The 25,427-nt window shown below is 36.7% G+C and carries 22 protein-coding genes; 10 read left to right on the plus strand and 12 right to left on the minus strand.

Features of this window, described 5'->3' with window-relative positions; genetic code table 11:
• The first annotated feature begins 15 nt into the window (after positions 1-15).
• The 8 genes from ACLMCG_RS17890 (at position 16) to ACLMCG_RS17925 (ending at position 6,527) form a co-directional block, all read left to right on the plus strand.
• Entirely contained in the window at positions 16-1,215 is a 1,200-nt protein-coding gene (locus ACLMCG_RS17890) for a beta-ketoacyl-[acyl-carrier-protein] synthase family protein (RefSeq protein ID WP_413960649.1), read from the plus strand.
• Positions 1,212-2,273: a beta-ketoacyl synthase N-terminal-like domain-containing protein gene (locus ACLMCG_RS17895; RefSeq protein ID WP_413960650.1), complete on the plus strand. Its 1,062-nt coding sequence runs from the start codon at positions 1,212-1,214 to the stop codon at positions 2,271-2,273. Before ACLMCG_RS17890 ends, ACLMCG_RS17895 begins: the two co-directional genes overlap by 4 nt.
• A 164-nt stretch (positions 2,274-2,437) precedes the next feature.
• Positions 2,438-3,193, plus strand: coding sequence for a polysaccharide deacetylase family protein (locus ACLMCG_RS17900; protein WP_413960651.1), 756 nt, complete (start codon positions 2,438-2,440; stop codon positions 3,191-3,193).
• Positions 3,186-3,812 (plus strand): LolA family protein, encoded by a 627-nt coding sequence (locus ACLMCG_RS17905; RefSeq protein WP_413960652.1) that lies wholly within the window; start codon positions 3,186-3,188, stop codon positions 3,810-3,812. Before ACLMCG_RS17900 ends, ACLMCG_RS17905 begins: the two co-directional genes overlap by 8 nt.
• Positions 3,778-4,413 (plus strand): hypothetical protein, encoded by a 636-nt coding sequence (locus tag ACLMCG_RS17910; protein WP_223601431.1) that lies wholly within the window; start codon positions 3,778-3,780, stop codon positions 4,411-4,413. The genes ACLMCG_RS17905 and ACLMCG_RS17910 overlap by 35 nt, the downstream gene beginning before the upstream one ends.
• Positions 4,414-4,496: 83 nt before the next feature.
• A complete protein-coding gene (locus ACLMCG_RS17915) occupies positions 4,497-4,877 on the plus strand; it encodes a 3-hydroxyacyl-ACP dehydratase (RefSeq protein ID WP_223601462.1) in 381 nt (126 codons plus the stop codon).
• Positions 4,874-5,350 (plus strand): hypothetical protein, encoded by a 477-nt coding sequence (locus ACLMCG_RS17920; RefSeq protein ID WP_223601430.1) that lies wholly within the window; start codon positions 4,874-4,876, stop codon positions 5,348-5,350. Before ACLMCG_RS17915 ends, ACLMCG_RS17920 begins: the two co-directional genes overlap by 4 nt.
• 4 nt (positions 5,351-5,354) lie before the next feature.
• A complete protein-coding gene (locus ACLMCG_RS17925; RefSeq protein ID WP_413960653.1) occupies positions 5,355-6,527 on the plus strand; it encodes a DUF2062 domain-containing protein in 1,173 nt (390 codons plus the stop codon).
• 62 nt (positions 6,528-6,589) lie between these two features.
• Here the strand turns inward: ACLMCG_RS17925 and ACLMCG_RS17930 are convergent, their stop codons facing one another.
• The 9 genes from ACLMCG_RS17930 to ACLMCG_RS17970 all read right to left on the minus strand — a co-directional run bounded on the left by ACLMCG_RS17930 (position 6,590) and on the right by ACLMCG_RS17970 (position 16,425).
• Positions 6,590-7,843: a DUF3887 domain-containing protein gene (locus ACLMCG_RS17930; protein WP_413960654.1), complete on the minus strand. Its 1,254-nt coding sequence runs from the start codon at positions 7,841-7,843 to the stop codon at positions 6,590-6,592.
• A 7-nt stretch (positions 7,844-7,850) separates the two neighbouring features.
• Entirely contained in the window at positions 7,851-8,216 is a 366-nt protein-coding gene (locus ACLMCG_RS17935) for a hypothetical protein (RefSeq protein ID WP_413960655.1), read from the minus strand.
• Positions 8,213-9,901: a C45 family autoproteolytic acyltransferase/hydolase gene (locus ACLMCG_RS17940; RefSeq protein WP_413960656.1), complete on the minus strand. Its 1,689-nt coding sequence runs from the start codon at positions 9,899-9,901 to the stop codon at positions 8,213-8,215. The genes ACLMCG_RS17935 and ACLMCG_RS17940 overlap by 4 nt, the downstream gene beginning before the upstream one ends.
• A gap of 1 nt (position 9,902) precedes the next feature.
• Entirely contained in the window at positions 9,903-11,429 is a 1,527-nt protein-coding gene (locus ACLMCG_RS17945) for a phytoene desaturase family protein (protein WP_413960657.1), read from the minus strand.
• A gap of 174 nt (positions 11,430-11,603) precedes the next feature.
• Positions 11,604-12,488 (minus strand): lipid A biosynthesis acyltransferase, encoded by an 885-nt coding sequence (locus ACLMCG_RS17950; protein WP_413960658.1) that lies wholly within the window; start codon positions 12,486-12,488, stop codon positions 11,604-11,606.
• Positions 12,489-12,609: 121 nt separating this feature from the next.
• Positions 12,610-12,864, minus strand: coding sequence for an acyl carrier protein (locus ACLMCG_RS17955; protein ID WP_413960659.1), 255 nt, complete (start codon positions 12,862-12,864; stop codon positions 12,610-12,612).
• A 4-nt stretch (positions 12,865-12,868) separates the two neighbouring features.
• Entirely contained in the window at positions 12,869-14,089 is a 1,221-nt protein-coding gene (locus tag ACLMCG_RS17960) for a beta-ketoacyl-[acyl-carrier-protein] synthase family protein (RefSeq protein WP_413960660.1), read from the minus strand.
• 1 nt (position 14,090) lies between these two features.
• Positions 14,091-14,822 (minus strand): 3-oxoacyl-ACP reductase FabG, encoded by a 732-nt coding sequence (gene fabG / locus ACLMCG_RS17965; protein ID WP_142718894.1) that lies wholly within the window; start codon positions 14,820-14,822, stop codon positions 14,091-14,093.
• Positions 14,823-14,904: 82 nt separating this feature from the next.
• On the minus strand, positions 14,905-16,425 hold the full coding sequence (locus ACLMCG_RS17970; protein ID WP_413960661.1) for an HAL/PAL/TAL family ammonia-lyase: 1,521 nt from the start codon (positions 16,423-16,425) through the stop codon (positions 14,905-14,907).
• A 98-nt stretch (positions 16,426-16,523) separates the two neighbouring features.
• On the opposite strand from ACLMCG_RS17970, the gene ACLMCG_RS17975 reads away from it, so the two are divergent.
• Entirely contained in the window at positions 16,524-17,780 is a 1,257-nt protein-coding gene (locus ACLMCG_RS17975) for an NAD(P)/FAD-dependent oxidoreductase (RefSeq protein ID WP_413960662.1), read from the plus strand.
• Positions 17,781-17,812: 32 nt separating this feature from the next.
• On the opposite strand, the gene ACLMCG_RS17980 is transcribed toward ACLMCG_RS17975, so the two are convergent.
• The 3 genes from ACLMCG_RS17980 to ACLMCG_RS17990 form a co-directional block, all read right to left on the minus strand.
• Positions 17,813-18,415, minus strand: coding sequence for a hypothetical protein (locus ACLMCG_RS17980; RefSeq protein ID WP_413960663.1), 603 nt, complete (start codon positions 18,413-18,415; stop codon positions 17,813-17,815).
• A gap of 77 nt (positions 18,416-18,492) precedes the next feature.
• Positions 18,493-19,785: a phenylacetate--CoA ligase family protein gene (locus ACLMCG_RS17985; RefSeq protein WP_413960664.1), complete on the minus strand. Its 1,293-nt coding sequence runs from the start codon at positions 19,783-19,785 to the stop codon at positions 18,493-18,495.
• A gap of 92 nt (positions 19,786-19,877) precedes the next feature.
• Positions 19,878-21,569, minus strand: a complete 1,692-nt coding sequence (locus ACLMCG_RS17990; RefSeq protein WP_413960665.1) for a M23 family metallopeptidase — start codon at positions 21,567-21,569, stop codon at positions 19,878-19,880.
• Between the two features lie 454 nt (positions 21,570-22,023).
• Between ACLMCG_RS17990 and ileS the strand changes: the two genes are divergently transcribed.
• Complete coding sequence (gene ileS, locus ACLMCG_RS17995) at positions 22,024-25,419, plus strand: isoleucine--tRNA ligase (RefSeq protein WP_413960666.1); 3,396 nt, start codon at positions 22,024-22,026, stop codon at positions 25,417-25,419.
• The last annotated feature ends 8 nt before the right edge of the window (positions 25,420-25,427 follow it).

Raw genomic sequence — 25,427 nt, forward strand, 5'->3', positions numbered from 1 at the left:
ACATTATTTAATACCATGAGTCAAAAAATTGCCATAACGGGAATGGGCATCATTTCCTCCATCGGAAACAATGTGGAGGAAAATTTTATTTCATTACAATCCGGAAAACATGGAATTTCAGACATTGAAATGTTTGAAACCCGACATGCCGGAATTATTAAAACAGGTGAAATAAAATTATCCAACGAAGAACTTGTACAGCAGCTTCAACTTGATGAAGACAACAATGTGACAAGAACTTCTTTATTGGGAATGGTTGCTGCTAAAGAAGCTGTAGAAAGTGCAGGAATTTCAGATATCAACGGATACAAAACCGGATTAATCTCTTCTACCAGTGTAGGAGGAATGGATATTACTGAAAAATATTTCTACTCTTACGAAGACTTTCCTGAAGAGCAAAAATATATTGACGCCCACGATGCCGGAAATTCTTCATTGGCAATTGCCGATTATCTGGGATTAAAAGGAATGGTATCTACCATCAGTACAGCCTGCTCCTCAGCAGCTAATGCCATTATGATGGGTGCTAAACTGATCAAAAACGGAGTTTTGGACCGTGTTATTGTAGGAGGAACAGATTCTCTTTCAAAGTTTACCCTGAATGGATTCAATACCCTGATGATCCTTACGGATTCTTACAATACTCCCTTTGACAACAACAGAAAAGGACTGAACCTTGGAGAAGCAGCTGCTTTCTTAGTTCTTGAATCTGAAGAGGTAGTCAAAAAAGAAAATAAAAAGGTTCTTGCTTATCTTTCCGGATACGGAAATGCCAACGATGCACACCATCAAACAGCTTCTTCTGAAAACGGGCAGGGAGCATTTTTAGCGATGCAGCAAGCCCTTAGAATCTCTGGATTAGAAAAAGAAAATATAGATTATATTAACGTTCACGGAACGGCTACTCCTAATAATGATTTATCAGAAGGAATCGCTATGATCAGAATCTTTGGTGAAAACCAGGTTCCTGAATTCAGCTCTACAAAAGCATTTACAGGACACACTTTGGCCGCTGCAGCAGGAATTGAAGCCGTATTTTCAATATTAGCCATGCAAAACAGTGTTATCTTCCCGAACCTGAATTTCAAAACAAAAATGGAAGAATTTGATCTTACTCCTGTTACCGAACTGAAAGAGAAAAATATCAATCATGTACTATCCAATTCATTTGGGTTTGGAGGAAACTGTTCAACCTTAATTCTTTCAAAATCATGAGTGCAGTATACATCAACAGTGCATCCTGTATCTCAGTTCAGGACACTTTAAACGAAAATATTCTTCAGAACCTTACTCCTGAGAATTCTTCCAATATCATCAAAGCAATAGAACCCAATTATAAAGAGTTCATTCCGCCAGCCATGATCAGAAGAATGTCCAAAACGGTAAAAATGAGTTCTGTAGCCTCACATTATGCTTTAAAAGAAGCAGGTATTGAACAGCCGGATGCTATCATCGTAGGAACAGGAATGGGATGCTCACAGGATTCTGAAAAGTTCCTGAAAAATGTGATTGATAATCATGAAGAGTTCCTTACCCCCACCTTTTTCATCCAATCTACCCACAATACGGTAGCAGGGCAAATTGCTCTGGGACTACAATGTCATGCTTATAATTTCACCTATGTGAACACCTCTTCTTCACTGGAGTTTTCATTACTGGATGCTCAGCTTCAGATCAATGACGGAGAAGCAGAAAATGTTTTGGTAGGTTCTACAGATGAACAGACTGTCAGGACAATGGAGCTTTACTGTTTAAATAATACGATAAAAAAAGAAGCAGATCTTCCTGCTGATTATTTGCATTCCAATACCAATGGAGTGGTTTGGGGTGAAGGTGCCAGCTTCTTTGTTGTAGGAAAAGATAAGACTGAAAGTTCTTACGCAAAACTTAAGAATATTAGTATCAGTAATAAAATTGAGTTAGATGAAGTACAAGACTTTATCCAGAACTTCGTAGCTCAGAATAATCTTTCAAACGGAGATATTGATGCTGTTATTTTAGGATTCAGTGGAGATGCAGATTCTGACGCTTACTATACCAAAGCAATGGATCTGTTTCCTGACTCATCTTTGCTTTATTACAAGCATTTGAGTGGAGAATTTAATACAGCCAGTGGTTTTTCAACATTTATTGCCTGTCATATCCTTAAGGAACAACAGATCCCGGAAGTAATGATGATCAATGCAGAAAAAAAAGAAAGTATAAAGAATGTACTTCTTTATAATCATCTGGCAGGTGATGATCACAGTCTGGTATTATTGGAAAAGGTTTAGTTGAAGAAAAACAATAGTGTTTACAATTAAAGCAGTACAGTTGTCATTCTGACGAAGGAAGAATCTCTACTTTTACATTATAGATTCTTCATTTCGCTCCGCTACACTCAGAATGACAAAATGTGTATAAATCAAGAAAGTTAAACCATATAAACCAACCAGCAATGAAACATTATCCATTCATCCTGTTCTATCTTTTCTGTAACGTTTTTATTTATGCGTTTCATGGAAGCTTTTGGGTGTATCTGTTTTGTTTTTTTGCTTTTTCTGCAGTTGTAGTCTGGGGTTCTTTTGATATTGAACTGGGATATTTTGTTAACAGCATCACCCATAAACGTACAAAGATCAAAGAAGTAGCTCTTACTTTTGATGATGGCCCTACTGAATTTACCCCAAAGTTTTTAGATTTACTTAAAGAACATCAGGTAAAAGCCACTTTCTTCTGTATCGGAAAACAGATTGAAAAATATCCTGAAACTTTTCAGAGAATTATTGCAGAAGGTCATACAATCGGAAATCATACGTTATCACATTCCAATTCTACAGGATTTTTATCAACCTCAAAAATGATTACAGAGATTGAAAAATGTGATGAAGTCATGAAAAATACGGGAAATATCAGCACTAAACTCTACCGACCACCTTTTGGAGTAACGAATCCCAATATTGCAAAAGCCATCAAAAGAACGCATAAAATAAGCATCGGATGGAATGTCCGCTCTTTAGATACCATCATTGATGATGAAAAGAAAATCTACCGCAGAGTGACTAAAGGCTTGAAAAAAGGCAGTATAATCCTGCTTCATGATACTTCGGAAAAGACCTGTCGCGTGCTGGCCAATTTATTAGTATTTTTGAAGGACAAAAAATATTCAACATTTACTGTTGATACAATTATAAATTCAAATAGAAATGATTAAAAATATTGCTTTCGGAGCATTCTTACTGGTTTCCGGTTTCTTTTTTGCACAAAACACGGCCATGTCAGGAGCTGAAGCCAAAGCATTTGTGTCGAAAGTATCTTCGGAAACTAAAGAGATCAAAACTTTACAGAGTGATTTTACCCAGACCAAAAAAATGGACTTTCTGGATAAAAGCATTGTTACTTATGGGAGAATGTCACTGCAAACACCCAATATGCTGAGCTGGAAATATACCAAGCCTTATCAGTATAGCATTGTTTTTAAAAGCAATAAAATCTTCATCAATGACCAGGGGAAGAAATCATCTGTAGATGCCAAAAGCAAAACATTTGAGAAGATCAACAAACTGATTGTAGGGAGTTCAAACGGAACGATGTTCAATGATCCTGAATTTACGGTAACGTATTTTAAGAATGGTAATTATAATGTGGCGAAGTTTATTCCTAAAACATCACAGCTGCTGAAATACATCAAACAGATTGAGCTGTTTTTCCCAAAGAACCAATCAACGGTTTCACAGGTGAATATGACTGAGGCTTCCGGAGATACTACGAATATTGTTTTCAAAAATACCAAGATCAATGCTTCCATTCCTGCGTCAGAGTTTTCTTTATAGCCTGATCCTGAGTCTGGCTGTTTCCTGTAAAACGTATCAGCTAACTGATGCTAAACCAGTTCCTACCTCTGAAAAGACGGTTGAAAATTTATATTTCTCTTCCGGTGAAGATTATGTGTACAAATGCCAGATGGATATTTATAAAAACCATGTAAGCGGTATTCTGATCATCAAAAAACTGAACGAAACAACGCATCGTGTAGCATTAACATCAGATTTTGGGAATAAACTGATTGATTTTGAGGTTTCTGACAATAATTTCAAGCTGAATTATGTACTTCCTGACCTGGATAAAAAGATAGTCATCAATTTCCTCAAAAATGACTTCCAGCAGCTTTTGAAAAAACAGTACCCGGTAAGTGAAAGTTTTGAGAATGACAATGCTAAAATTTTTCTTTCAAAAATTGAGAATAAAAGCTATTATTTATTCTTCAATAAGGAAAATAGTTTACTGAAACAGATCATTTATACGAAAAATAATAAGGAAAAAATCGATTTTACTTTTGATGCAAAAAAACCTATCTTCGCGGATAGCTTAAACTTACAGCACAAAGATTTTAAGATCAATATAAAACTATTTCAAATAACCGAAACAGAATAATTTCCAACAGGAAAACTGTACAATAAATGAACGTCGTTTTTCAGACCGGACTGTATTGTACGTTTAATCTTAAAAATAAGATCATGCAAACCATTCTTACAGACTTTTATACTTTAACCTCTTATGAGAAAGCAGAAGACGGAAAGTTTACTGCTCACATCCATCTTAATAAAGACCACGATATTTTCAAAGGTCATTTTCCTGGAAACCCGGTAACTCCCGGTGTTTGCATGATGCAGATCATCAAAGAACTGACTGAGGAATTTACAGGTTCAAAATTGTTTTTAAAAACCGCATCCAATGTAAAGTTCATGGCGATCATCAATCCTTTTGAGACTCCTGACTTACAACTTCAACTGGATATTAACGAAAATGAAGATGATGTTAAAGTAAAAAACACTACTTCTTTTGGCGAGACTATTGCATTAAAACTGTCTGTAAGCTATAAAAAAATACCATCATGAAACTTATCTTATCATTCATAGCAGCATTTGTTTTTTTCTTTCAGTCTGATCTTGAAACGCTGAGAAACAGCTATGCTAAAGCCAATGAATCCAATACCAATACCGCCAGCTTCATCGAAACTGCGGAAAAACAATCCGGTTCTGATGCCGTAACTGTTGGATATAAAGCTGCAGCAAAAATTATGGAAGCAAAAATTGTCAAAAGTAACAGAAAGTCCCTGGTAAAAACAGGAGCTACAAGTCTTGAAACTGTTATCAAAAGTAACCCCAACAATGCAGAGCTTCGTCTGATCAGAATGAGTGTTCAGGAAAATATCCCGAAAATTGTGGGATACCGCGGAAGTCTGAAGGATGATAAAGCATTCCTTCTGAATAATTACAGCAAACAGAATACAGCGCTAAAAGGCTATATCAAAAGGTTTGCAATGCAGTCAAAAACTATTACAGAGGCGGAAAGAGCCACTTTAAAATAAAAAAATGTCCCTTGCTGAAGTACAAAATGCAATTTCTGAAAAGAAGATATGCGTTTTAATACCTACCTACAATAATGAAAAGACCCTGAACAGGGTTATTGACGGTGTTCTCAACTACACCGGAAGTATTATTGTGGTCAATGATGGCTCTACAGATTCTACGCCTGAAATTCTTACTCAATATCCTCAGATTACTATTATCTCATTGCCGGAGAACAAAGGAAAAGGAAATGCCCTTAAAACAGGTTTCAGAGCGGCAAAGAAAGCAGGGCATGATTATGCTATCACCATTGATTCGGACGGGCAGCATTATCCGGATGATATTCCTGTATTTGTAGAAGCGCTTCTTCAGGAAAAAGAAGAGGTTCTTCTGATCGGAAACAGAAATATGTCTCAGGATGGTATTCCCAAGAAGAGCAGTTTCGGAAACCGTTTTTCCAATTTCTGGTTTTGGTTTGAAACCGGAATAAAGCTGGAAGATACACAGTCCGGTTACAGACTTTATCCTTTACATAAAATTCCAAAGAAATATTTTACGCCTAAGTTTGAATTTGAGATCGAAATCATTGTAAGAACCGCATGGAGACATGTTCCCGTAAAGAATGTGCCGATCAAAGTTTTGTATGATCCGGCAGAACGGGTTTCACATTTCAGACCTTTTAAAGATTTTACGAGAATCAGTATTTTGAATACGATTCTGGTAACCATCACCCTATTTTATATTATTCCGAGAAATTTTCTGAATAATTTCAAAAAAAAAAGCTTTAAAAAATTCATACAGGAAGATGTCTTAGAAAGTGACGGAAGCAACCGTACAAAGGCATTTTCTATTGCGCTGGGAGTCTTTATAGGTCTTTCGCCTTTCTGGGGATTTCAGACGCTTTTGGTCATCAGTTTATCTGTACTTTTTAAACTCAACAAAGTACTTGCATTTGTAGCCTCCAATGTGAGTCTTCCTCCTTTTATTCCTTTTATTATTGCCGCATCTCTGTTTCTGGGAGCGCCATTTGTAAGTGGTGACAGTGATATTTTAAGTCAGGATTTAAATTTTGAACTGATAAAGAATAATTTGGTTCAATATATCATCGGCAGTTTTATCTTAAGCACTTCACTTTCTGCTCTTACCGGAGTAACATCATTTTTATTTTTGAATAAAGTGAGCCCGGAAAATAATTAAAAAGCCCGGAATAAAATTCCAGGCCATCACAAGTAGTTAATATTTTTTTTTCGCTGAATACATTATTTCAGAATAAACTGTACAAGATCTTTCAAAAACTGTTCATCAACTTTCCCTTTTGTTTCATAATCTTTTGGAGAGGGTTTTCCGGAACCTGCTATGAATAAGTGGCTTAAAGTTGGGTATAATTTAAATACTGCTGTTTTATCGTTTTTCAATGTTTCTTTCCAGAGGTTGAAGTCTTTCTCGGTGACCTGGTAATCTCTTCCGCCTTGTGCAAAAAACATGGGAGCTTTTACTTTTTTAACCTCATTAAGCTGGTTGTAGTCTTTTAAATATTTCCAATACGCAGCAGATTGTCCCAATGGAAGTTCTGATGTCGGTGAATTTAAACTGAATTGGGGTGAATTTAAATAGGCAACCTGTTTTTTTACTTCCTGAACAGCTTCAGCAGGAACTTTAGCCGGATCTATGGAATGAAGATAAACATACTGTTCTACCAACAAATTCTGCAGCGGTCTGGCATTACCCGCCATGAAAACATATTTTGAAGCCTGAGCTTTCTCTGCAATTTCAGGCATCATATAAGCTCCCTGGCTATGTCCCAGGATAATGATCTGATATCCTTTATAATCTTCATTGTTTTTAAAATATTGGGTCACATTTACCGCATCATTAATTGTTTCCTCCTCTACAGTAGATTTTTCGTTGAATGTTTCAGGATAAGTATATGTTCTTTTATCATATCGGTAGGAAGCAATTCCATTGTTTAAAAGGTATTCTGCAATATCTTTAAATGGTTTATTTTCTCCAACAGTTTCGTCTCTGTCATGCGCTCCTGAGCCATGGACAAAAATGACTAACCTCTTTTTATCGTTGGAAGGAGAAATCAATAATGTCCCATTCAATTCTATGGCATCGCTTTTTATTTTTAATGTGGTCTTCTCATCCCGCTTTTCAAATGGTTTATGGGGAACCAAAAAGAAGCCAACCATTTTATTATTTTCTCCAAAGCTGATCTGAATATCCAGTTTGGCCTTTTCAAATTCTGAATAGTAATAGTAGATATTTCCCTCATTATTCACTTCAAGAACTGTTTTTAAACTTCCAATCTGTCCCTGAAGCTGTTCTGTAACGGCCTTAAGCTGATCTACAGGAATCTGCCCTGCTATGGAAGGATCAAAATAAGAATGTGCCTTTTCAATATTTTTATCTACCAATAACGTTTTGATGAAAGTATTTCCGATCTCTTTTCTGTCCTGAGAAAAGGATAATAGAAAACATACGGTAAAGCATAGGGTCAAAAGTTTTTTCATAGATCAATTATTTATAAACCACATCAGAAAATGCTAACGGAGTCATCATGATGGTGACAAATATCGCAATAATTACCAGAGCTAACTGCGTTATATGATAAATTTTTTCTCTTTCGCTTTCGTCAATATCAAAAGTAAATTTTATTTTATCAGGTCTTCTGATAATCAACCAGATAAACAGGAGAATCACCAGATTCATAAGTACCGGCATCACAAGAAATAGTTTGCTTCCGTAATTGTCCTTCATATTTCCGTACCCATGAATGGTTATGGTTTCAGGTATTGAGCTGTAAACGGTACACAAATAAACCGAATAGCAAATAATGATAATAAAGGGAATGCAAAACAGCAGTTTTATATATTTAGGAATCATTTCAGTTTGTTTAAAGTTTTCTTCAGGTATTTTTCTACATTTTGTCTGTCCGGAACCGTTGTAATCTCTTTCGTCAAAGCTTTTTCAAATTCAGTTTTTGCCTTTGAATATTCTTTTTTGTTAAAATAATATTTTCCTGACTGATAGTAAACCAGCCAGAAATCCGGATTCATAGATTGATAGGAAGGAATAACTCCATCTGTCAACAGTGTATTTTTATCATCGGCTGCCTCATTGATCTCTTTTCCGTACATTTTGGACAATTCGTAGTTTTTAAATTCTTCAGAGTCTGCAAAGAAATCACGTGGAATATTCAAACTTGATTTTGAAAAGTCATCAGGCTGTAGCCTATTATCTGAAAAGATTTTATTCAGATCATAGCAAACAAATTCTCCCAGCTGATAAGGATTGGAAGACACCCAAACCAGTTTTTTCTGAGGCGAAAATATAACGGAATGGTGCGCCAGAAGCTGATTGAGTGCTTTTTCATTGCCATAACCAATAGATTCATCTTTTAAACCGGATCTGTTTCTTAAAATGGATGCCATCTTTTCCGGAGTGATCTTTTTTTCTTCCTGCAAGAGCTCCTGAAGTTTTTCATATCGGTATTCCGAATGGCTTTCTTCTATATGCTTCTGATTTCTTTTGTCATCTTTATAGACCTCTGACTGGAAATGGTTAGTACAAAGAACCCGGCTGGAATTCTGCACTCTGTAAACACCGAAGTTTTTAGGTGAAACTTCAATAATTACAGCATTTTTATCATTAGCACTTCCTACGAGGATAGATTCAGATACAAAAACTTTCCTTTTTTTAGCAATGGCAATGGCTTCATCAATATTTTTAGCGTATTGCAAAATTTCTCTTGTAACAAGGGAAATAGGTGTTTTTGCAGTCAAAGGAATTTTTGATTTTCCAGCATTAATGGTTACTGTAATTCCTTCTTTATTCATTCCGGATACAACACCAATCATTCCCGGCCAGCTTACCGACATATAGGGAATTCCTTCTTCCGGCTGAACAAACTCTACCAGTTTATTTTTTGCAAAATCGTCACCTACATAAAAATCGAAATTTCTTCCGATCAACAGATCACCGTCTTCGGTATTCTCATTCCATACCGCAAGGGAAGTACAGCCTACCATAGCGAGATCCTGCATGGCATGCCCGATATCATGAGCTCCGTGCAGATAAAGGTTTCTTAAATATTTGGGAGCAATAAAATCATACTGATCAGATGAATATTGTGATAAACCGTATAATTCTGCCTGATAGTCTTCTCTTACATTGAGATACATTTTTCTGTTGTACCATTTTAAAAAGCCCCTCAGCAGCCTCTGTTTAAATTTTGACGGTACAAATCCCTCTACTTTTGAAAAGAAAATACTTTCCTGCTTCTGCATTAAACTTTGGGTGAGTGCTCCATTATTATATCCCAACTGCAATGGGTTTCCTTTGATATAAAGTTCCCAGAGCTGCTGTTTATTTTTCGTAAGATAATTCTGTTTATAACTGAAAGTGCTGTCATTGATACGGGTTACTTCCGGAACCTCGAGTGAATAGTGTTTTACATCAGGAATATGATGGATAGATTTTGATATTCCGCAGGCAGTGAGGAAAAAACAAAAAGTAAGGTAAAGAAGAGTTCTTTTATAGGATGAATAAATGGTTTTCGTTTTTTTCACTTTAGTTTTTATTAATCATTTGTGTCAACCGCATGTCAATCATTTCTTTTCCCAGAATCTCTGCGCAGGTATTAAAAGCACCGATGGTTACTCCTAAAATTCCATGCATATTCACAGATTGTCCTGTCAGAAAAAGATTGTCAATTTTCGTGCGGGGAGAAACCATTGTTTTAAGCGGATTCTCCGAACTTTTCATGTATCCGTACATATTTCCTTCAAAATTCCCTATATAGTCCCGGTAAGACAAGGGAGAAGAAGTATATATGGTTTTGATGGCATGCCTTAGATTAGGAATTTTCTTTTCCAGTGCATCCAGCATTCTCTCGGTCTTTTCAAGCTTAAATCTTTCATACGCCTCTCCTCTTTCATGCTCATCTGCTACAGTATTGAATGTATTTTCCCATTCTCTCACCTCATCAAAATCCATATAGGAAATTGCGGTAAGACTTTCTGCAAATTCAGGATGATGTTTTGAAGGGGTAGATGATAGCATATAGGTTTCCGGCCAGACTTCTTTCCGGTAACGGAATGCATTCCAGACCTGTTCTTCTGATGAATAGTGGTATCTGTTGTAATTGAAATTCGGAAGACTATGAGGTCTTAAAACCAAATAAATACTAAAGCATGATGAAACCGGTTTCCAGCTCAAAACCCTGTTCAGAAATGATTTTTTAAGTCTATCCTCTCCGATTAGTTTAATAGTGGAGCGAATCTCTATATTTGAAATAAACTGTTTCGCGGAATATTCTTTCCCTGTTTTCGTTTTAACGGATTGCAATACGTTATTTTGATTAAAAACAAATTCAGAAACTTCCGAATGCTTGTGAACTTCTGCTCCATACTCCCGAAGTTTTCTGATCAGAAGTTTAGAGATCTGACTGCCTCCTTTTACACATTTATAGGCGCTCTGGATATAAGAGTTTACTGTTAAAGCATGTACGTAGAAAGGTACATCTTCAGAGTCTCCGGCGTATAAAAAATTAGAACCCAGTAAAACAGCCTGAAGCCTTTTGTTCTGGGTAACGGATTCTATAAATCTTTTGGTATTTAGATGCAGTATTTCCTCGTTGTAATTGTCTTTTCCTACTACATGGTATCTTGGAAACTGGCTGCAGACATACTGAATCTCTTCACAGTAGTTTTCAAGGTTTCCTTTCTCTTCGGGAAAATATTTGGAAAGCTGTTCAACAAAATTCTGATAACCCTGTGCATGCGGATATTCTATTTCTTCTTCTCCGAAACTGATTTTGTCATATCCATCTTCATCCATCTGCTGAAGCTCGAGATCATTCATAATTTCCAGATAGGAAAAGAACTGGTTCAGATTCTGGCCTTTGGATAAGCCTCCAAGATAATGAACTCCTGTATCAAAAATCAGTTTGTCACGTGAAAAGGTCTGCAGATTTCCTCCGTATTGATTATTTTTTTCAAGAACGCATACTTTCATACCTTCTTTCGCCAAAATAAGAGCCGAAACAAGACCTCCCAATCCGCTGCCGATTACAAGTATGTCATATGCTTTCTTCAAAAGAGAATGTGCTTTTAATAATTAAGAAACAGGGAATTTAAGATATTTAAAGTTTACTTTGGTATAGTAAACCAAGAAATTTTATTTGGAAAATACTATTTAATGATCTTAATTCTTAGTACATCTTAATGGTTTTTAGTTTTTCGTTTGTTTTATGGGATAAAAATAGAAAAATTAATCAACATCATCCCAAAAATCAAAATAATTAAACCACTGAAGCGGATATTTTTTGACCATGGTTTCAAGATTCTGAACATATGACTGTAAAAGCCCCTGTGAATCACGATTTTTGATATTCTGAGCCACTCTCGCGTATAGGTGGTAATGAAGATTATTCTCTTTCATCACATAGACATATACTACAGGCACTCCTAATCTTGAAGCGATCAAAAACGGACCCGCCGGAAACTTTGCGCTCTTTCCCAGTAATTCTGCTTCCAGATATTTGGATCCTTCAAAATAACGGTCTCCGGTGAAGCAGATCAACTCGTTTTCTGATAAAGCTTTGTTAATTTCAAAGATATGCGACATATCTTCTTTTACATAGATGAACTTGATATTACTTTCTTTTACAGCAACACTCTCCAAATATTCCTTAATAACGGTTACTTCCTGGTCTGTGGTTACGAGATTGATCTGGCAGTCAAAATCGATATCTGCGAAAAAATGTTCAGCAATTTCAAAATTACCGATATGAGCACTGATGAGAACACCTCCTTTTTTAGCCGCCAAAAGATCTCTGAGATTTTCAATACCATCAAATTCATAGGTATATTTTTCTCTGAGTCCCGCGGAAATAGCAGTTTTGTCGATCAGAACTTTTCCGAAAGTAAAGTAGCTTTTAAATATAGAAGTTTTGGATTTCCAATATCCGTAGTTCAGCCTTTTCTGAAAGTAATACCATATGTATTGATTACTCTTTTTCTGAAATAATGAGTAATATGCCGCAACAAAATAAAGCACCCCATATGAACTTCTGATCCCGATATTTCTAATACACCAGACGAATATTCTGTATCCGAGTACTGTTCCTTTAGATTTACCTTTCCACTTGTTCATATATAGAATTTAATATAGCAGAGAACCAATGTAATAATACCTTTTTAAGTGTGTCCATTACCGGATCACCGTGATATTATTACATTGGCTCATTTTTATAGAATAAAGATTTACTCAATAACTACGCGTTTTTTTCAGCAATCTTGTTTTCAATCGTTGTATAGAAATCATCAAATGTTACCATTTTCTTGAAATCTGCTTCTCCTAATTTCACCCCGAAATTGGATTCGATCACGACTACCATGTCGATATAGTCCAGGCTGTCCAAGCCCAGTGTATTTTTAAGGTTGGCATCATTACTGATTTCGTCTCCATCAACTTCAAATTCGTTGACAAGAAAATCATTAACAATAGCAATAATTTTTTCCCTTTCCATGTTTTTAATCAAATTTTTTAACTATTAGTGCAGAATTGGTTCCCCCAAACCCAAAAGAATTCGACAAAAATACATCAATTTTTTGATTTTTTGTTTTTGCGACTAAATTTATCTTTTGCGCCTCATTATCAGGGTTTTCCAGGTTAATATTTGGCGCTACAAAATCGTTCTGCATCATCAGAATTGAGTAGATCACTTCACTTGCACCTGCCATCCAGCACTCATGTCCGGTCATAGATTTGGTAGAACTTACCGGAACTTCACTTCCGAAAATCTCATAGATTGCTTTTGCCTCGTTGGCATCACCAATCGGAGTAGAAGTTGCATGAGCATTGATATAATCGATGTCTGAAGCTTTTAATCCTGATTGTTTAAGCGCTCTGTCCATTGCCAAAGCAGGCCCATCCACATTGGGTGTTGAAATATGTCCTCCGTTTGAAGAAAAACCGTATCCAATAATTTCTGCAATGATTGGAGCTCCTCTTCTTTGGGCAGATTCTAAACTTTCAACAATCAGACTGGCGGCTCCTCCGCTTGGGATCAATCCGTCTCTTTCTGCATCGAAAGGTCTGGATGCTTTGGTAGGCTCATTTTCTCTCACTGAGAAAACTCCCAATCCGTCAAAGCTAGCCATGGAATATTTATTGGTTTCCTGAGCTCCTCCGCAGATGATCATATTCTGAAAACCATTCTTAATCATCATATAAGCCAGTCCCAATGAATGAGAACCGCTTGCGCATGCTGCACTTATGGTAAGATTGATTCCTTTCAGTTTAAAGATGGTAGAAAGGTTCATCGTCACCGTTGAATTCATTGATTTGAAGATCGCTCCCGATCCCATCAATGTAGTATCTTTCTTTTCTCTTGCAATGTCAATAGATTCTACGACTGCCTGAGAAACACTGTCATTTCCGTACAAAATTCCCACTTCATGAGAATCCAGGAACGCTTCATCCAGATTTGCCTGCTTCAATGCATCCATGGTCGCCAGATAAGCATATTCGCTTTCTTCTCCCATACTGATACGCTGGCGTCTGTTTAAGAGGTTTTTCAGATCGGGTTTTGGAACAACTCCTGTAAGGCCGGACCTGAAACCAAATTCTTTTCTGTCCGGATCTAAAACAATACCGGATTTACCTTGATATAGGGATTCCCTGACCTCTTCTAAAGATGTCCCGATGCAGGAATAAATTCCCATTCCGGTAATTACAACCCTATTTTCCATGTTATGAATAAATTCCTCCGTTAATATTAATCACTTCTCCTGTAATGTAAGAAGATTTTTTAGATGCTAAAAATGCGACAAGATCTGCCACTTCTTCTGCTTCTCCGAATCTGTTGGCAGGAATCATGGCTTTCAATTCTTCTTCATTGAACTCCTGAGTCATATCTGTTTTGATAAAGCCCGGAGCTACTGCATTTACCGTAACATTTCTTTTGGCAACTTCCTGAGCCAAAGCTTTTGTAGCCCCTACTACAGCGCCTTTTGCCGCAGAATAATTTGTTTGGCCGGCTGTTCCTTTTACTCCGGATACCGAAACCATATTGATGATTCTTCCGTACTTGTTACGAAGCAGCTTTTGGATAAAGAAATTGGTTACATTGAAAAACCCGTCCAGACTTGTATTGATCACACTGTTCCAGTCTTCTTTCTGCATCCACATAAAAAGACCGTCTCTTGTGATTCCGGCATTATTGACGATCACTTCTACTACTGCATCAGGATTCTTCTCCTGCCAGTCCGTTAAAACAGTCTTTGTCTCTTCGGTATTCCCTACATCAAATTTAAGGATTTCTCCGGTAGCACCCAATTCCTCCACTTTAGCCAACGTTTCGTTTGCTGCGGTTTCGTTTGAAGCGTAGTTGATAAGGATGTGATAGTTTTTCTCTTCAGCCAGTTTTATACAGATTGCCCTCCCGATTCCTCTGGAGCCTCCTGTTACAATTGCACATTTCATGCGTTAGTGTTTATATCGTTTTTAGTTTTTTTAAGTTGAGAGAGTGTCTTTAATTGAATAGACAATCTATGACAGCTAATAGTTACATTCCTTTCAGATATTTCTTCACTTTCTCCAGATACGGATACATCACCATATCATCTGAGAAAGCAGGAATAATTTTTCTGATTTCATCATACAATTCCTTTGTAGAAGATGAAATCTTATCCTGGAATCCAAGATATTCAACAGCCTGAATAATGGTAATGGCTTCTATCGCCAATACTTCAAAAGCATTTTCAATCACTTTTCTGCAGATCACCGCAGCATTGGTTCCCATACTAACGATGTCCTGATTGTCATTATTGTTTGGAATACTGTGAACATACATAGAATTCGACAGCATCTGGCTTTCTGCCGTGGTAGAAGTTGCCGTAAACTGTACTCCCTGCATCCCGAAATTGAAACCTAATTTACCTAAATTTACAAAAGGAGGCAAGATCTCATTAATTTTAGCATTCAGAAGATAGTTTAGCTGTCTTTCTGCAAGCATTGTCAGTTTGGTTACCACAATTTTCAGCTTGTCCATTTCCAGAGAGATGTAATCACCGTGGAAGTTTCCTCCGTGGTAAACATGCTGGTCTTCAACATTGATAATCGGGTTATCATTCGCGGAATTGATCTCGTTTTCAAGAACTTTCTCTGTATATTCCAGCGTATCTAATACCGGACCCAAAATCTGCGGAACACATCTTAAAGAATAGTATTCCTGAACTTTTTCCTTGAATACTTTCTCCTGCTCTTCAAAGTGAGTATAAAGATGATCTTCTCTTTTTCTGATCAGTTTACTGTCTGCCAGATGAGCACGCATTCTTTCTGCCACTTTCTGCTGGCCGTAATGTTTTTTCGTTCCGTTCAGTGCTGCTGATAAATGGTCATCGTAAGCCTGTACAATCTCATTAATGGCACAAGAAAGTCTAAGGGAAATATCTGTAAGCTGATTGGCTTTATAAGCATTCACAATACCGATTCCTGACATCACAGAAGTTCCGTTCATCAAAGCAAGCCCTTCACGGATCTCTACTTTTATCGGCTCTAATCCTTCTGTTTCAAAAACGTCTTTGGTAGATTTTCTTTCTCCTTTATAAAATACTTCTCCTTCACCGATCAGCACCAAAGCCAGATGAGCCAGCTGAACAAGGTCTCCGCTTGCTCCTACTCCTCCATGCTCAAAGATCAATGGAGTAATATCTCTGTTGATCAGTTCCTGAAGAAGATAGATAACAGACTGATGCACTCCTGAATTTCCTAATGATAAGGTATTCAGTCTTGCCAGCATACATGCTTTTACCTCATCTGCAGGCAAAGGGTTTCCGATTCCTGAAGAATGGCTTCTGATCAGGTTATACTGAAGCTGGTGTGTATCTTCATCACTGATTTTGAACTGAGCCATCGGTCCAAAACCGGTGTTCACACCATATATTACTTTATTTTTTGAAAACTCCTTTAAAAACTGAAAACTCTTATCCACTCTTGATAAAAGTGATTCATCCAGTTCTATTTTTTCATTCTCAATGATAATTTTTTGAAAGTCTTTCAGTTCTAAAAAGTTATTTATTTTCATCAATTAAAAGTAATAGTTGATAATTTTGTAAAATATTAATTATTTGTCACTAATTTTGCGGCAAAGATAAAAGTTATTATTAAAATAAAAAATCAAAGATGAGCAAAGAATTTGTTGACGTTCTTGTAATCGGAGCCGGACCTTCCGGATGCGTGTCTTCTTCATACCTGAAGAACAATAACGTCAGCGTGAAAGTAGTCGAAAAGACAAAATTCCCCAGACTGGTAGTAGGTGAAAGCTTAATTCCGAGGGTAATGGATCACTTTGAAGAGGCTGGGCTTTTCCCTGCATTAGACAAAATGGGCTTTGAAAAAAAGCTTGGGGCACGTTTCCTTCGTGGTGACGAGGTCTGCATTTTTGATTTCAGCAACAAATTCGGGGAAGGCTGGGACTGGACCTGGCAGGTTCCGAGAGCTGATTTTGATAATACTCTTGCTCAGGAAGTCATTAATAAAGGAGTTGATCTTGAATTTGAGACTGAAGTTATTGACATCAAGTTTAACGGAACAGATTCTGTAACTACGGTAAAAAATAAAGATGGAGCAACGAAAGAGATCCATGCTAAGTTTGTGATTGACTCCAGCGGTTACGGAAGGGTATTGCCTCGTCTATTAGATCTTGAAAAACCATCAAAACTGTCTCCTCACTCTGCGATTTTCTCTCATGTAAATGATATTAACAGAGCGCCGGGAGAAGAAGGGACTTTAATTTCTTTTGACATCATTGAAACAGAAGTATGGCTTTGGGTAATTCCTTTTTCTAATGGAAATACAAGTTTAGGAATTGTAGGCCCTACCGAATATATTGACAAATTATCTGAAAACGGAGATACAGCTGAAGCTTTAAGAAAAGCTATTTCTCTTTCTGATTATTATGTAAAACGTTTTGGGGATGTGGAATTCCTTTTTGAGCCAAGACATCTGAAAGACTATTCTTGCTCGGTAAAAAGTTTATTCGGAGATGGATTTGCTTTAACGGGAAATGCATCAGAATTTCTTGATCCGGTATTCTCTTCAGGAATGGCTTTTGCCACAGAATCCGGAATGCTGGCAGCAAAACTGGCGTTAAGACAATTAAACGGAGAAACAATCAACTGGCAGACAGAATACACTGATTATATTTTATATGGCGTGGATGTTTTCACCACATATGTAAAAGAATGGTATACCGGAAATCTTCAGGAGCTATTTTTCCACCAGCCGGAAAATCCGGACGTAAAGAAAAAGATCTGTGCTGTTTTAGCAGGTTATGTCTGGAACAAAGACAATCCTTTTGTGAAAAAGCACGATACAGTGATTAAAAATCTTGCAAACCTGATTAAGCTAGAAAAACAGGAACAGCAAAACCAAGCATAAAAAAACGGTCTGAATTTTCAGACCGTTTTTTATTATTTTATAACTTCTTTGATTTTTTTTCCTAAATCTTTTCCTGTTTGTTCATATGCCCCTGCAATTCTTCCATATTCCATTACAAATTCTTTATTTTGTGGTTTTCCAAGAATTTTGTCTCCTTTTAGTTTCATCACTACATTTGACGGATTATCTGTTTCTACGAAAATCAGATCCGAGGTTAATTTAGCTTCCTGTCCTATCAATCCACCATGCCATCCCGCATAAATCCATTTTGCATCAACAATTAGCGTATACTTAGCATGAGTATCTTTTTTGAAGGCAATTTTTTTAGACTTTCTGTTGATTCCTTTCAGGAAATAATCCAAATATTCCGTGTTTTTAAACGTTTCCCATGCTCCTATCCATTTCCCCCAAGCTTCTTCACCTTTTTTAGCTACAGTTTCTGTTTTTCTTTTTTCCAGATATTGAGCTTCAGTATAATTCTCTACCTGAAAAGCAACATTTTCAAATTTCACCTGAACATTTACTTCTGTCTGGTCTTTCAGAAAGTCAAAATTCCCGGATTCAACATTAATTTGATTTTGTCCAAATGTCACTACACCAATTACTGCAAAGAGTAAGAATAATAATTTTTTCATGTTTTTTTATTAGCTTTATATATTTAAGGGTTCAAAGATATTATAAAAAAGAAATCTTCCACTCTTTATTTTTAATTTTATCTCAAATCAATAAAAGTGATTGGTTTTCTGCTGTTTGGATTGAAAACCGTTTTGGACAGAATATCAAAATCAATGATTTCAATCTTCGGACTTACTCTCAATTTTGCACGGAAGTGGTCCCTCACTTCATTCACAAAGCTGTCATGTTCTTCTTCTGTACTTAGTTTAATGATAATTTCGTCAAGACCTATTTCGTTGGCCTGAATAACGATTTGATAACATAAAATGTTGTTAAAATCATTCAAAATATCATTCATGGCAGGAGGATACAGTGTTGTTCCTTTATATTTGATCATCTGCTGTTTCCTTCCTACCACAGGTCCTAACCTCATCGTATTTCTTCCACACTGGCATGGCTCATAGTGTGCTTTTACAATATCTCCGGTTTTAAATCTTAGCAAAGGGATGGCTTCAACCCCTAAAGTTGTGATCGTAAGTTCTCCACTTTCTCCTTCTTTAACCGGATTTCCGTTATCGTCCAGAATTTCGGTAATAATTAATTCCGGGTGGTGATGTCCTCCGATCTGGAATTCGCATTCTGTGAAAGCAGTACTCATTTCGGTAGAAGCGTAAGTGGAAAAAAGTTTTATATCCCATTTTTCTTTGATCTTCTGCGAAAGAATATTATCTGTAAAATCCTGACTTTTGATACTTTCTCCGATACATACAGCTCCATAGACACTTGAGTTTTTATAATCCAATCCATGTTTTTCAGCATAATCAATCATTTTCAACAGAAAAGAAGGAACGGTAATCAGGTATTTTGGTTTGTATCTGAAAATAGAATCCCATTGCAGTTCGGGAATTCCAGGTCCCATTCTCACTACACTTGCGCCCATTTTTCTTAAGCCAAGAAAGTAAGCGAGTCCCGCCATAAACCTTTTGTCTATGGTAGTAATCATCTGAACAACATCTCCTTTCTGAATTCCTGCACAGGCAAATGATATTGCTTCATTATAAGCCAGCCTTTCAAGATCATTATCCGAAAGTCCAAAAGTAACCGGATCTCCCAACGTTCCGGAAGTGGTACTGTAATCAACAATCTTATCTGGCGTTATACAGAAAAAATCGTGGTTGCATTGCTGAAGATCATTCTTCGTTGTGGTAGGAATCATCTGAAGATCCTCCAAAGTACGAATGTCAGCAATATGAATATTATTTTCTTTAAACAGTTTCTGATAAAAGGGTGAATGAGCCTCAAGATAAGTCAAAAGTCCATGAAGTTTTTCTTCCTGAAATATTTTGATTTCCTGAATGCCTGCTTTCTCGATTGACGGATGAAATTCCAATGATTTTAATTTTTAAAGAGCAAATTTATTTAAAATTACATGATTGTAAGATGTATTCATGTAAAATGTATTCATGATTTCTACCACAATTTTTATCTCTGGAAGGCAAAAGTTTGTGTATTGGTATTTCCGGCAGTATTGATGGTGGTAACTTTTAAAGTATGAGATCCTGATCCTTTCGGGCATTTTTCATCAAAAATGTAGACAAAATTATCTTTTACGCGGGCAAAGCGAAGCCACTTTCCATCCAGCTCAGCCCGGAATAAAATAATATCTCCCACTTTTGCTGTTCCTTTTAACAGTAAAGAATTGCTATTAATCATTGCTCCTTCAGTCCAGCCCGATGAAACAGATGGCAGATTATTGTCGATCAATAATTTTGCGGTTCCCAACCTGTTAAATTTCCCTTCTGCCCAATCGCTATTCCATTTTACCTTGACAACGTCATTATCACTGCCATAATCAAAAAGAATAACCGCCTTATCTTTTTCCGTGTTGCTTAATTTTCTATTGGGTTTTATTTTCAAAGTATATTCATCCTGAACCGGAATATATGAGCTATGCAAAACAATGGTATTTGAAACAGCATTTGGATCTGTATCCGGTTTTTCATAGGCATTGAAATTTACAGCATCGTAGACTGCATTTTTACTGAAGCTAATCTCTGCATTTTCGGTAGCAATCATTTTTCCTTCATTTGGCATTACGGTTTTCCCTGTAGAAGATACTTTTTCTGAAGTTGTATTGAGCTGAAGCTTTGTTGTTAAGCGGCTCGTGTTTCCTTTTACATCTCTCAGGACAATTTCAATGGTATGAACATTTTCATCCTGCAGTTTGATAATTCCTGCTGCATTTGAAAGACTATAATTCTTCAGTTTCATTCCCGGTAAGTCAGACAAATGCTGGATTCCCATTTTATCCCTGATGAATTTAGTATAATCTATACAGCCGTTGATATAACGGGTATCATCATAGTGTATTTTATCAATTTTAAAACTGTAAATAAGCTTGCCATCCATCAATAGTTCTGCATTATAAATTCCAAGATTAAACCCTTGATTGGCCTTATCTACTGCCTTAATGGCGAAACTTATTTCAGGAGAGTTCACCTTAACAAGGTTAGAAGTATAAACATTTCCTGCTTTTTTCACTGCAATTATGTTTGCACCAGGTTCGTAGGTACTGAAACGTCTGTCATACCAATACAATCCACTGATAATTGGAGCTATATTATCAGGAATAGCAAAACCGAAAAGCAATGGATTAAGACATTCTTCTGTTTTGGTATCTCTTATTTCAAAATGTAAATGTGGACCAGCGGAGCCTCCCGTATTTCCACTCGATGCAATTTGCTGTCCTTTCTCTACCGGAAACTGTCCTGGCTGAAAACTTATATCCTGCTCCCACTTTTCATCTTTATATTGTCTTTCTTTTACATATTCGTCAAGCTTATTGAAGTATTTGTTCAGATGGGCATACACGGTAGTATAACCATTGGGATGAGTAACATATATGGCATTTCCAAATCCGTAACGCTCTACTTTTATCCTGCTGACATACCCTTCTGCAGCTGCTAAAACCGGCAAATTCTCCTGACTATTGGTTCTTAGATCCAGTCCCATGTGAAAATGATTCGTACGGATCGCACCAAAATTGGCTGCAAGTTGCATAGGAATGTTTAATGGATTTCGGAAATAATTCTGAGGGTAATTATTTTGAGCCTGTACAATAATGCTTGTGTTGATAAAACAGACAAAAAGCATCAGTTGATAAAAGGTTTTCATACAGCATTTGAGTTTATAGATCTATTTAAATGTACAAAATTCCGGCCAATAAGCGGTTGTTGGGATATTCATTTTTTAGAATCACCTTTGTTTTCTTAACCACAGCTTTCCTTTGCTGAGTGAAACGCCTTTGCAAACAATTTTAACCCATTCATAAGATCTTTGTGAACTTTGCGTAATCATTAGGTTTTGGCTAAAGCCATTGGATATGTTTTTATTATTTAAGCGGACTAAAGCCCACTCCTATTGAATAAATCGCATTAAATTTTATATGAAATACAGTCAGGAAAATTCACTTATTCACCATTCACTATTCACTTTCTCCCACTTTCTTTATTATATTTCTGAAATTGAACTTTTTAATAGATGATATCAAAATAAAACATATATTATAAACCGACAAATTTTAGTAAATTTGCAGACTTAATTAATCAACGATATTGAGATATTTACAATGAGCCAATTTAAAGAATACAAAAACCTCAACCTTATTGACGTAGCAGAGAATGTAGCGGAATTTTGGAAACAAAATAAAACTTTCAATAAGAGTGTTGAGATTCGTCAGGGAAATCCTGAGTTTGTTTTTTATGAAGGTCCGCCTTCAGCAAACGGTATGCCTGGAATTCACCACGTAATGGCAAGAGCATTGAAAGATATTTTCTGCCGTTACCAGACTCAAAATGGGAAACAGGTTTTCCGTAAAGCAGGCTGGGATACGCATGGTCTTCCTGTGGAACTGGGTGTAGAAAAAGAATTAGGAATTACGAAAGAAGATATTGGCAAAAAAATCTCTATTGAAGACTACAACAAAGCTTGTCGTGAAGCAGTAATGCGTTATACCGATGTTTGGAATAATCTTACAGAAAAAATCGGATATTGGGTAGACCTTGATGATCCGTATATCACGTATAAGTCAAAATATATGGAAACCGTTTGGTGGTTGTTGAAGCAGTTGTATGATAAAAGCTTATTGTACAAAGGTTACACCATCCAGCCTTACTCACCAAAAGCAGGAACTGGACTTTCTTCTCACGAGCTGAATCAGCCCGGGACGTATCGTGATGTTTCAGATACAACGGTGGTTGCTCAGTTTAAGGTAAAGAAAGGCTCTTCAGCGTTATTCAATGATGTTGACGGAGATGTTCATATCCTTGCATGGACGACAACTCCATGGACGCTTCCATCCAATACTGCTCTTACCGTAGGAAGAGATATTGAGTATGTTGTAGTTAAAACTTTCAATCAATATACATTTGAACCTGTAACTGTTGTTTTATCAAGAGTTCTTTTACCTAAGGTTTTCGGTAAAAAATATGCAGAAGGTACAGATGAGGATTTTGCCAACTATACTCCGGAAACTAAAGTAATTCCTTTCAAGGTTTTAAAAGAGTTTACAGGAGAAAAACTTGTTGATACAAGATATGAGCAATTAGTTCCTTGGTTTACGCCAAACGATAATGCTGAGAACGCATTCAGAGTAATCTTAGGAGATTTTGTAACCACTGAAGACGGTACAGGTATCGTTCATACGGCACCTACTTTTGGTGCGGATGATGCGAGAGTGGCGAAAATGGCTCAGCCTGAGATCCCGCCAATGTTGGTAAAAGATGAAAATGACAATCTTGTACCATTGGTTGACTTACAAGGTAGATTCATCAAAGGAGACAATGTGCCTGAGGTATTCTCCGGAACTTATATCAAAAATGAATATTATGATGAAGGAACTGCTCCTGAGAAATCATGGGATGTAGAACTTGCCATCCTGTTGAAAACGGAAAACAAGGCTTTCAAAGTAGAAAAATATGTTCACTCCTATCCACATTGCTGGAGAACTGACAAACCGGTATTGTATTATCCGTTGGATTCATGGTTTGTAAAAATGACTGCTGTAAAAGACAGACTGGTTAATCTGAACAAAGAAATCAACTGGAAGCCAAAAGCTACCGGAGAAGGACGTTTTGCCAACTGGCTGGAAAATGTAAATGACTGGAATCTTTCCCGTTCAAGATATTGGGGTATCCCATTACCGATCTGGAGAACAGATGATTTGAAAGAAGAAAAAATCATAGGTTCTGTAGAGGAATTATACAACGAAATCGAGAAATCAATTGCAGCCGGACTGATGACTGAAAACCCGTTCAAAGGTTTCATCATCGGAAATATGTCTGAGTCTAACTATGAGCTTGTGGATCTTCACAAAAATGTAGTAGACAAAGTAGTATTGGTTTCTGATTCAGGAAAAGCAATGAGACGTGAAAGCGACTTGATCGACGTTTGGTTCGATTCAGGTTCTATGCCGTATGCACAGTTGCATTATCCTTTTGAAAACAAAGAATTAATAGACAATAATAAAGCATTCCCGGCTGATTTCATCGCAGAAGGTGTAGACCAGACGCGTGGATGGTTCTATACCCTTCATGCCATCGGAACCGCTGTGTTTGATTCTGTTGCTTATAAAAATGTAATGAGTAACGGTCTTGTTCTGGATAAGAATGGACAGAAGATGTCAAAACGTTTAGGAAATGCAGTAGATCCGTTCGAAACACTTGCTGTATACGGACCGGATGCTACCCGATGGTACATGATCTCCAATGCCAACCCATGGGAAAACCTGAAGTTTGACATTGAAGGAATAGACGAAGTAAGAAGAAAGTTCTTCGGAACACTTTATAATACCTATTCATTCTTTGCTTTATATGCAAATGTGGATGGCTTCAACTATTCCGAAAAAGAAGTAGAAAACCGTCCTGAAATTGACAGATGGGTTCTTTCTGAACTGAATCTTCTGATCAAAGAAGTAAAAGCTTTCTACGAAGACTATGAGCCAACAAGAGTAGCAAGAGCCATCAGTAATTTTGTGAACGACAACCTGAGTAACTGGTATGTAAGATTATGCAGAAGACGTTTCTGGAAAGGAGATTACTCTGATGACAAGATCTCAGCTTACCAGACTTTATATACTTGTCTTGAGGTAGTTGCTAAATTGTCAGCTCCAATTGCTCCGTTCTTTATGGATCAGTTGTATCAGGATTTAAATAAAGTAACAGGTAAAGAAAAATGTGAATCTGTACACCTTACAGACTTCCCGGTAGCCGATGAAAGCTTAATTGATCAGGATCTGGTTGAAAAAACACATCTGGCTCAGAACATTACAAGTATGGTGTTCTCTCTAAGAAAGAAAGAAAATGTAAAAGTTCGCCAGCCGCTACAAAAAGTATTGGTTCCTGTACTGGATTCTAAAACAGAAGAGCAGATTCTTGCTGTTGCTGATCTTATCAAGCAGGAAGTGAACGTGAAAGAATTACAGTTAATTAATGCTGAAGAAGCATCTCACTTAATTGTAAAACAGATAAAGCCTAACTTCAAAGCTCTTGGTCCTAAATTAGGAAAAGATATGAAGGTAGTAGGTGCCGAGATTAGCAATCTTGCTGCAGAACAGATTTCCGCTCTTGAAAAAGAAGGAAAACTAGATGTTCAGGGATATGAAATCACCCTTGATGATGTGGAAATTTCTACAAAAGATATCCCAGGATGGACTGTAACTTCTGATGGAAAAACAACTGTGGCATTAGATTTGACGTTAACCGATGAGCTAAAATCTGAAGGTATCGCAAGAGAATTCATCAACAGAATTCAAAACCTGCGAAAAGATAAAGACTTTGAACTGACAGACAGAATTTCAATCACATTAGAAGAAAGTTCTCCTTTCTTGAATGAGATTAAGAAAAATGAAGAATATATTTCTTCTGAAGTCTTGTCAAATAAAATAGAAATTGTATCTTCACTTTCAAATTTTAACGAAATCGAAATAGATGAGGTTAATTTTAAGATAAATGTTGAAAAAAATTAACATGTAGT

This window comes from Chryseobacterium sp. S90 (genome assembly GCF_047444895.1).
Taxonomy (GTDB): Bacteria; Bacteroidota; Bacteroidia; order Flavobacteriales; family Weeksellaceae; genus Chryseobacterium.

Coding starts and splice junctions, on each gene's coding strand:
- ACLMCG_RS17890 (WP_413960649.1), top strand. CDS start 16: ATGAGTCAAAAAATTGCCATAACGGGAATGGGCATCATTTCCTCCATC.
- ACLMCG_RS17955 (WP_413960659.1), bottom strand. CDS start 12,864: ATGGAAAGGGAAAAAATTATTGCTATTGTTAATGATTTTCTTGTCAAC.
- ACLMCG_RS17905 (WP_413960652.1), top strand. CDS start 3,186: ATGATTAAAAATATTGCTTTCGGAGCATTCTTACTGGTTTCCGGTTTC.
- ACLMCG_RS17895 (WP_413960650.1), top strand. CDS start 1,212: ATGAGTGCAGTATACATCAACAGTGCATCCTGTATCTCAGTTCAGGAC.
- ACLMCG_RS17930 (WP_413960654.1), bottom strand. CDS start 7,843: ATGAAAAAACTTTTGACCCTATGCTTTACCGTATGTTTTCTATTATCC.
- fabG (WP_142718894.1), bottom strand. CDS start 14,822: ATGAAATGTGCAATTGTAACAGGAGGCTCCAGAGGAATCGGGAGGGCA.
- ACLMCG_RS17900 (WP_413960651.1), top strand. CDS start 2,438: ATGAAACATTATCCATTCATCCTGTTCTATCTTTTCTGTAACGTTTTT.
- ACLMCG_RS17915 (WP_223601462.1), top strand. CDS start 4,497: ATGCAAACCATTCTTACAGACTTTTATACTTTAACCTCTTATGAGAAA.
- ACLMCG_RS17920 (WP_223601430.1), top strand. CDS start 4,874: ATGAAACTTATCTTATCATTCATAGCAGCATTTGTTTTTTTCTTTCAG.
- ACLMCG_RS17990 (WP_413960665.1), bottom strand. CDS start 21,569: ATGAAAACCTTTTATCAACTGATGCTTTTTGTCTGTTTTATCAACACA.
- ACLMCG_RS17980 (WP_413960663.1), bottom strand. CDS start 18,415: ATGAAAAAATTATTATTCTTACTCTTTGCAGTAATTGGTGTAGTGACA.
- ACLMCG_RS17925 (WP_413960653.1), top strand. CDS start 5,355: ATGTCCCTTGCTGAAGTACAAAATGCAATTTCTGAAAAGAAGATATGC.
- ACLMCG_RS17935 (WP_413960655.1), bottom strand. CDS start 8,216: ATGATTCCTAAATATATAAAACTGCTGTTTTGCATTCCCTTTATTATC.
- ACLMCG_RS17950 (WP_413960658.1), bottom strand. CDS start 12,488: ATGAACAAGTGGAAAGGTAAATCTAAAGGAACAGTACTCGGATACAGA.
- ACLMCG_RS17910 (WP_223601431.1), top strand. CDS start 3,778: ATGCTTCCATTCCTGCGTCAGAGTTTTCTTTATAGCCTGATCCTGAGT.
- ACLMCG_RS17960 (WP_413960660.1), bottom strand. CDS start 14,089: ATGGAAAATAGGGTTGTAATTACCGGAATGGGAATTTATTCCTGCATC.
- ileS (WP_413960666.1), top strand. CDS start 22,024: ATGAGCCAATTTAAAGAATACAAAAACCTCAACCTTATTGACGTAGCA.
- ACLMCG_RS17975 (WP_413960662.1), top strand. CDS start 16,524: ATGAGCAAAGAATTTGTTGACGTTCTTGTAATCGGAGCCGGACCTTCC.
- ACLMCG_RS17970 (WP_413960661.1), bottom strand. CDS start 16,425: ATGAAAATAAATAACTTTTTAGAACTGAAAGACTTTCAAAAAATTATC.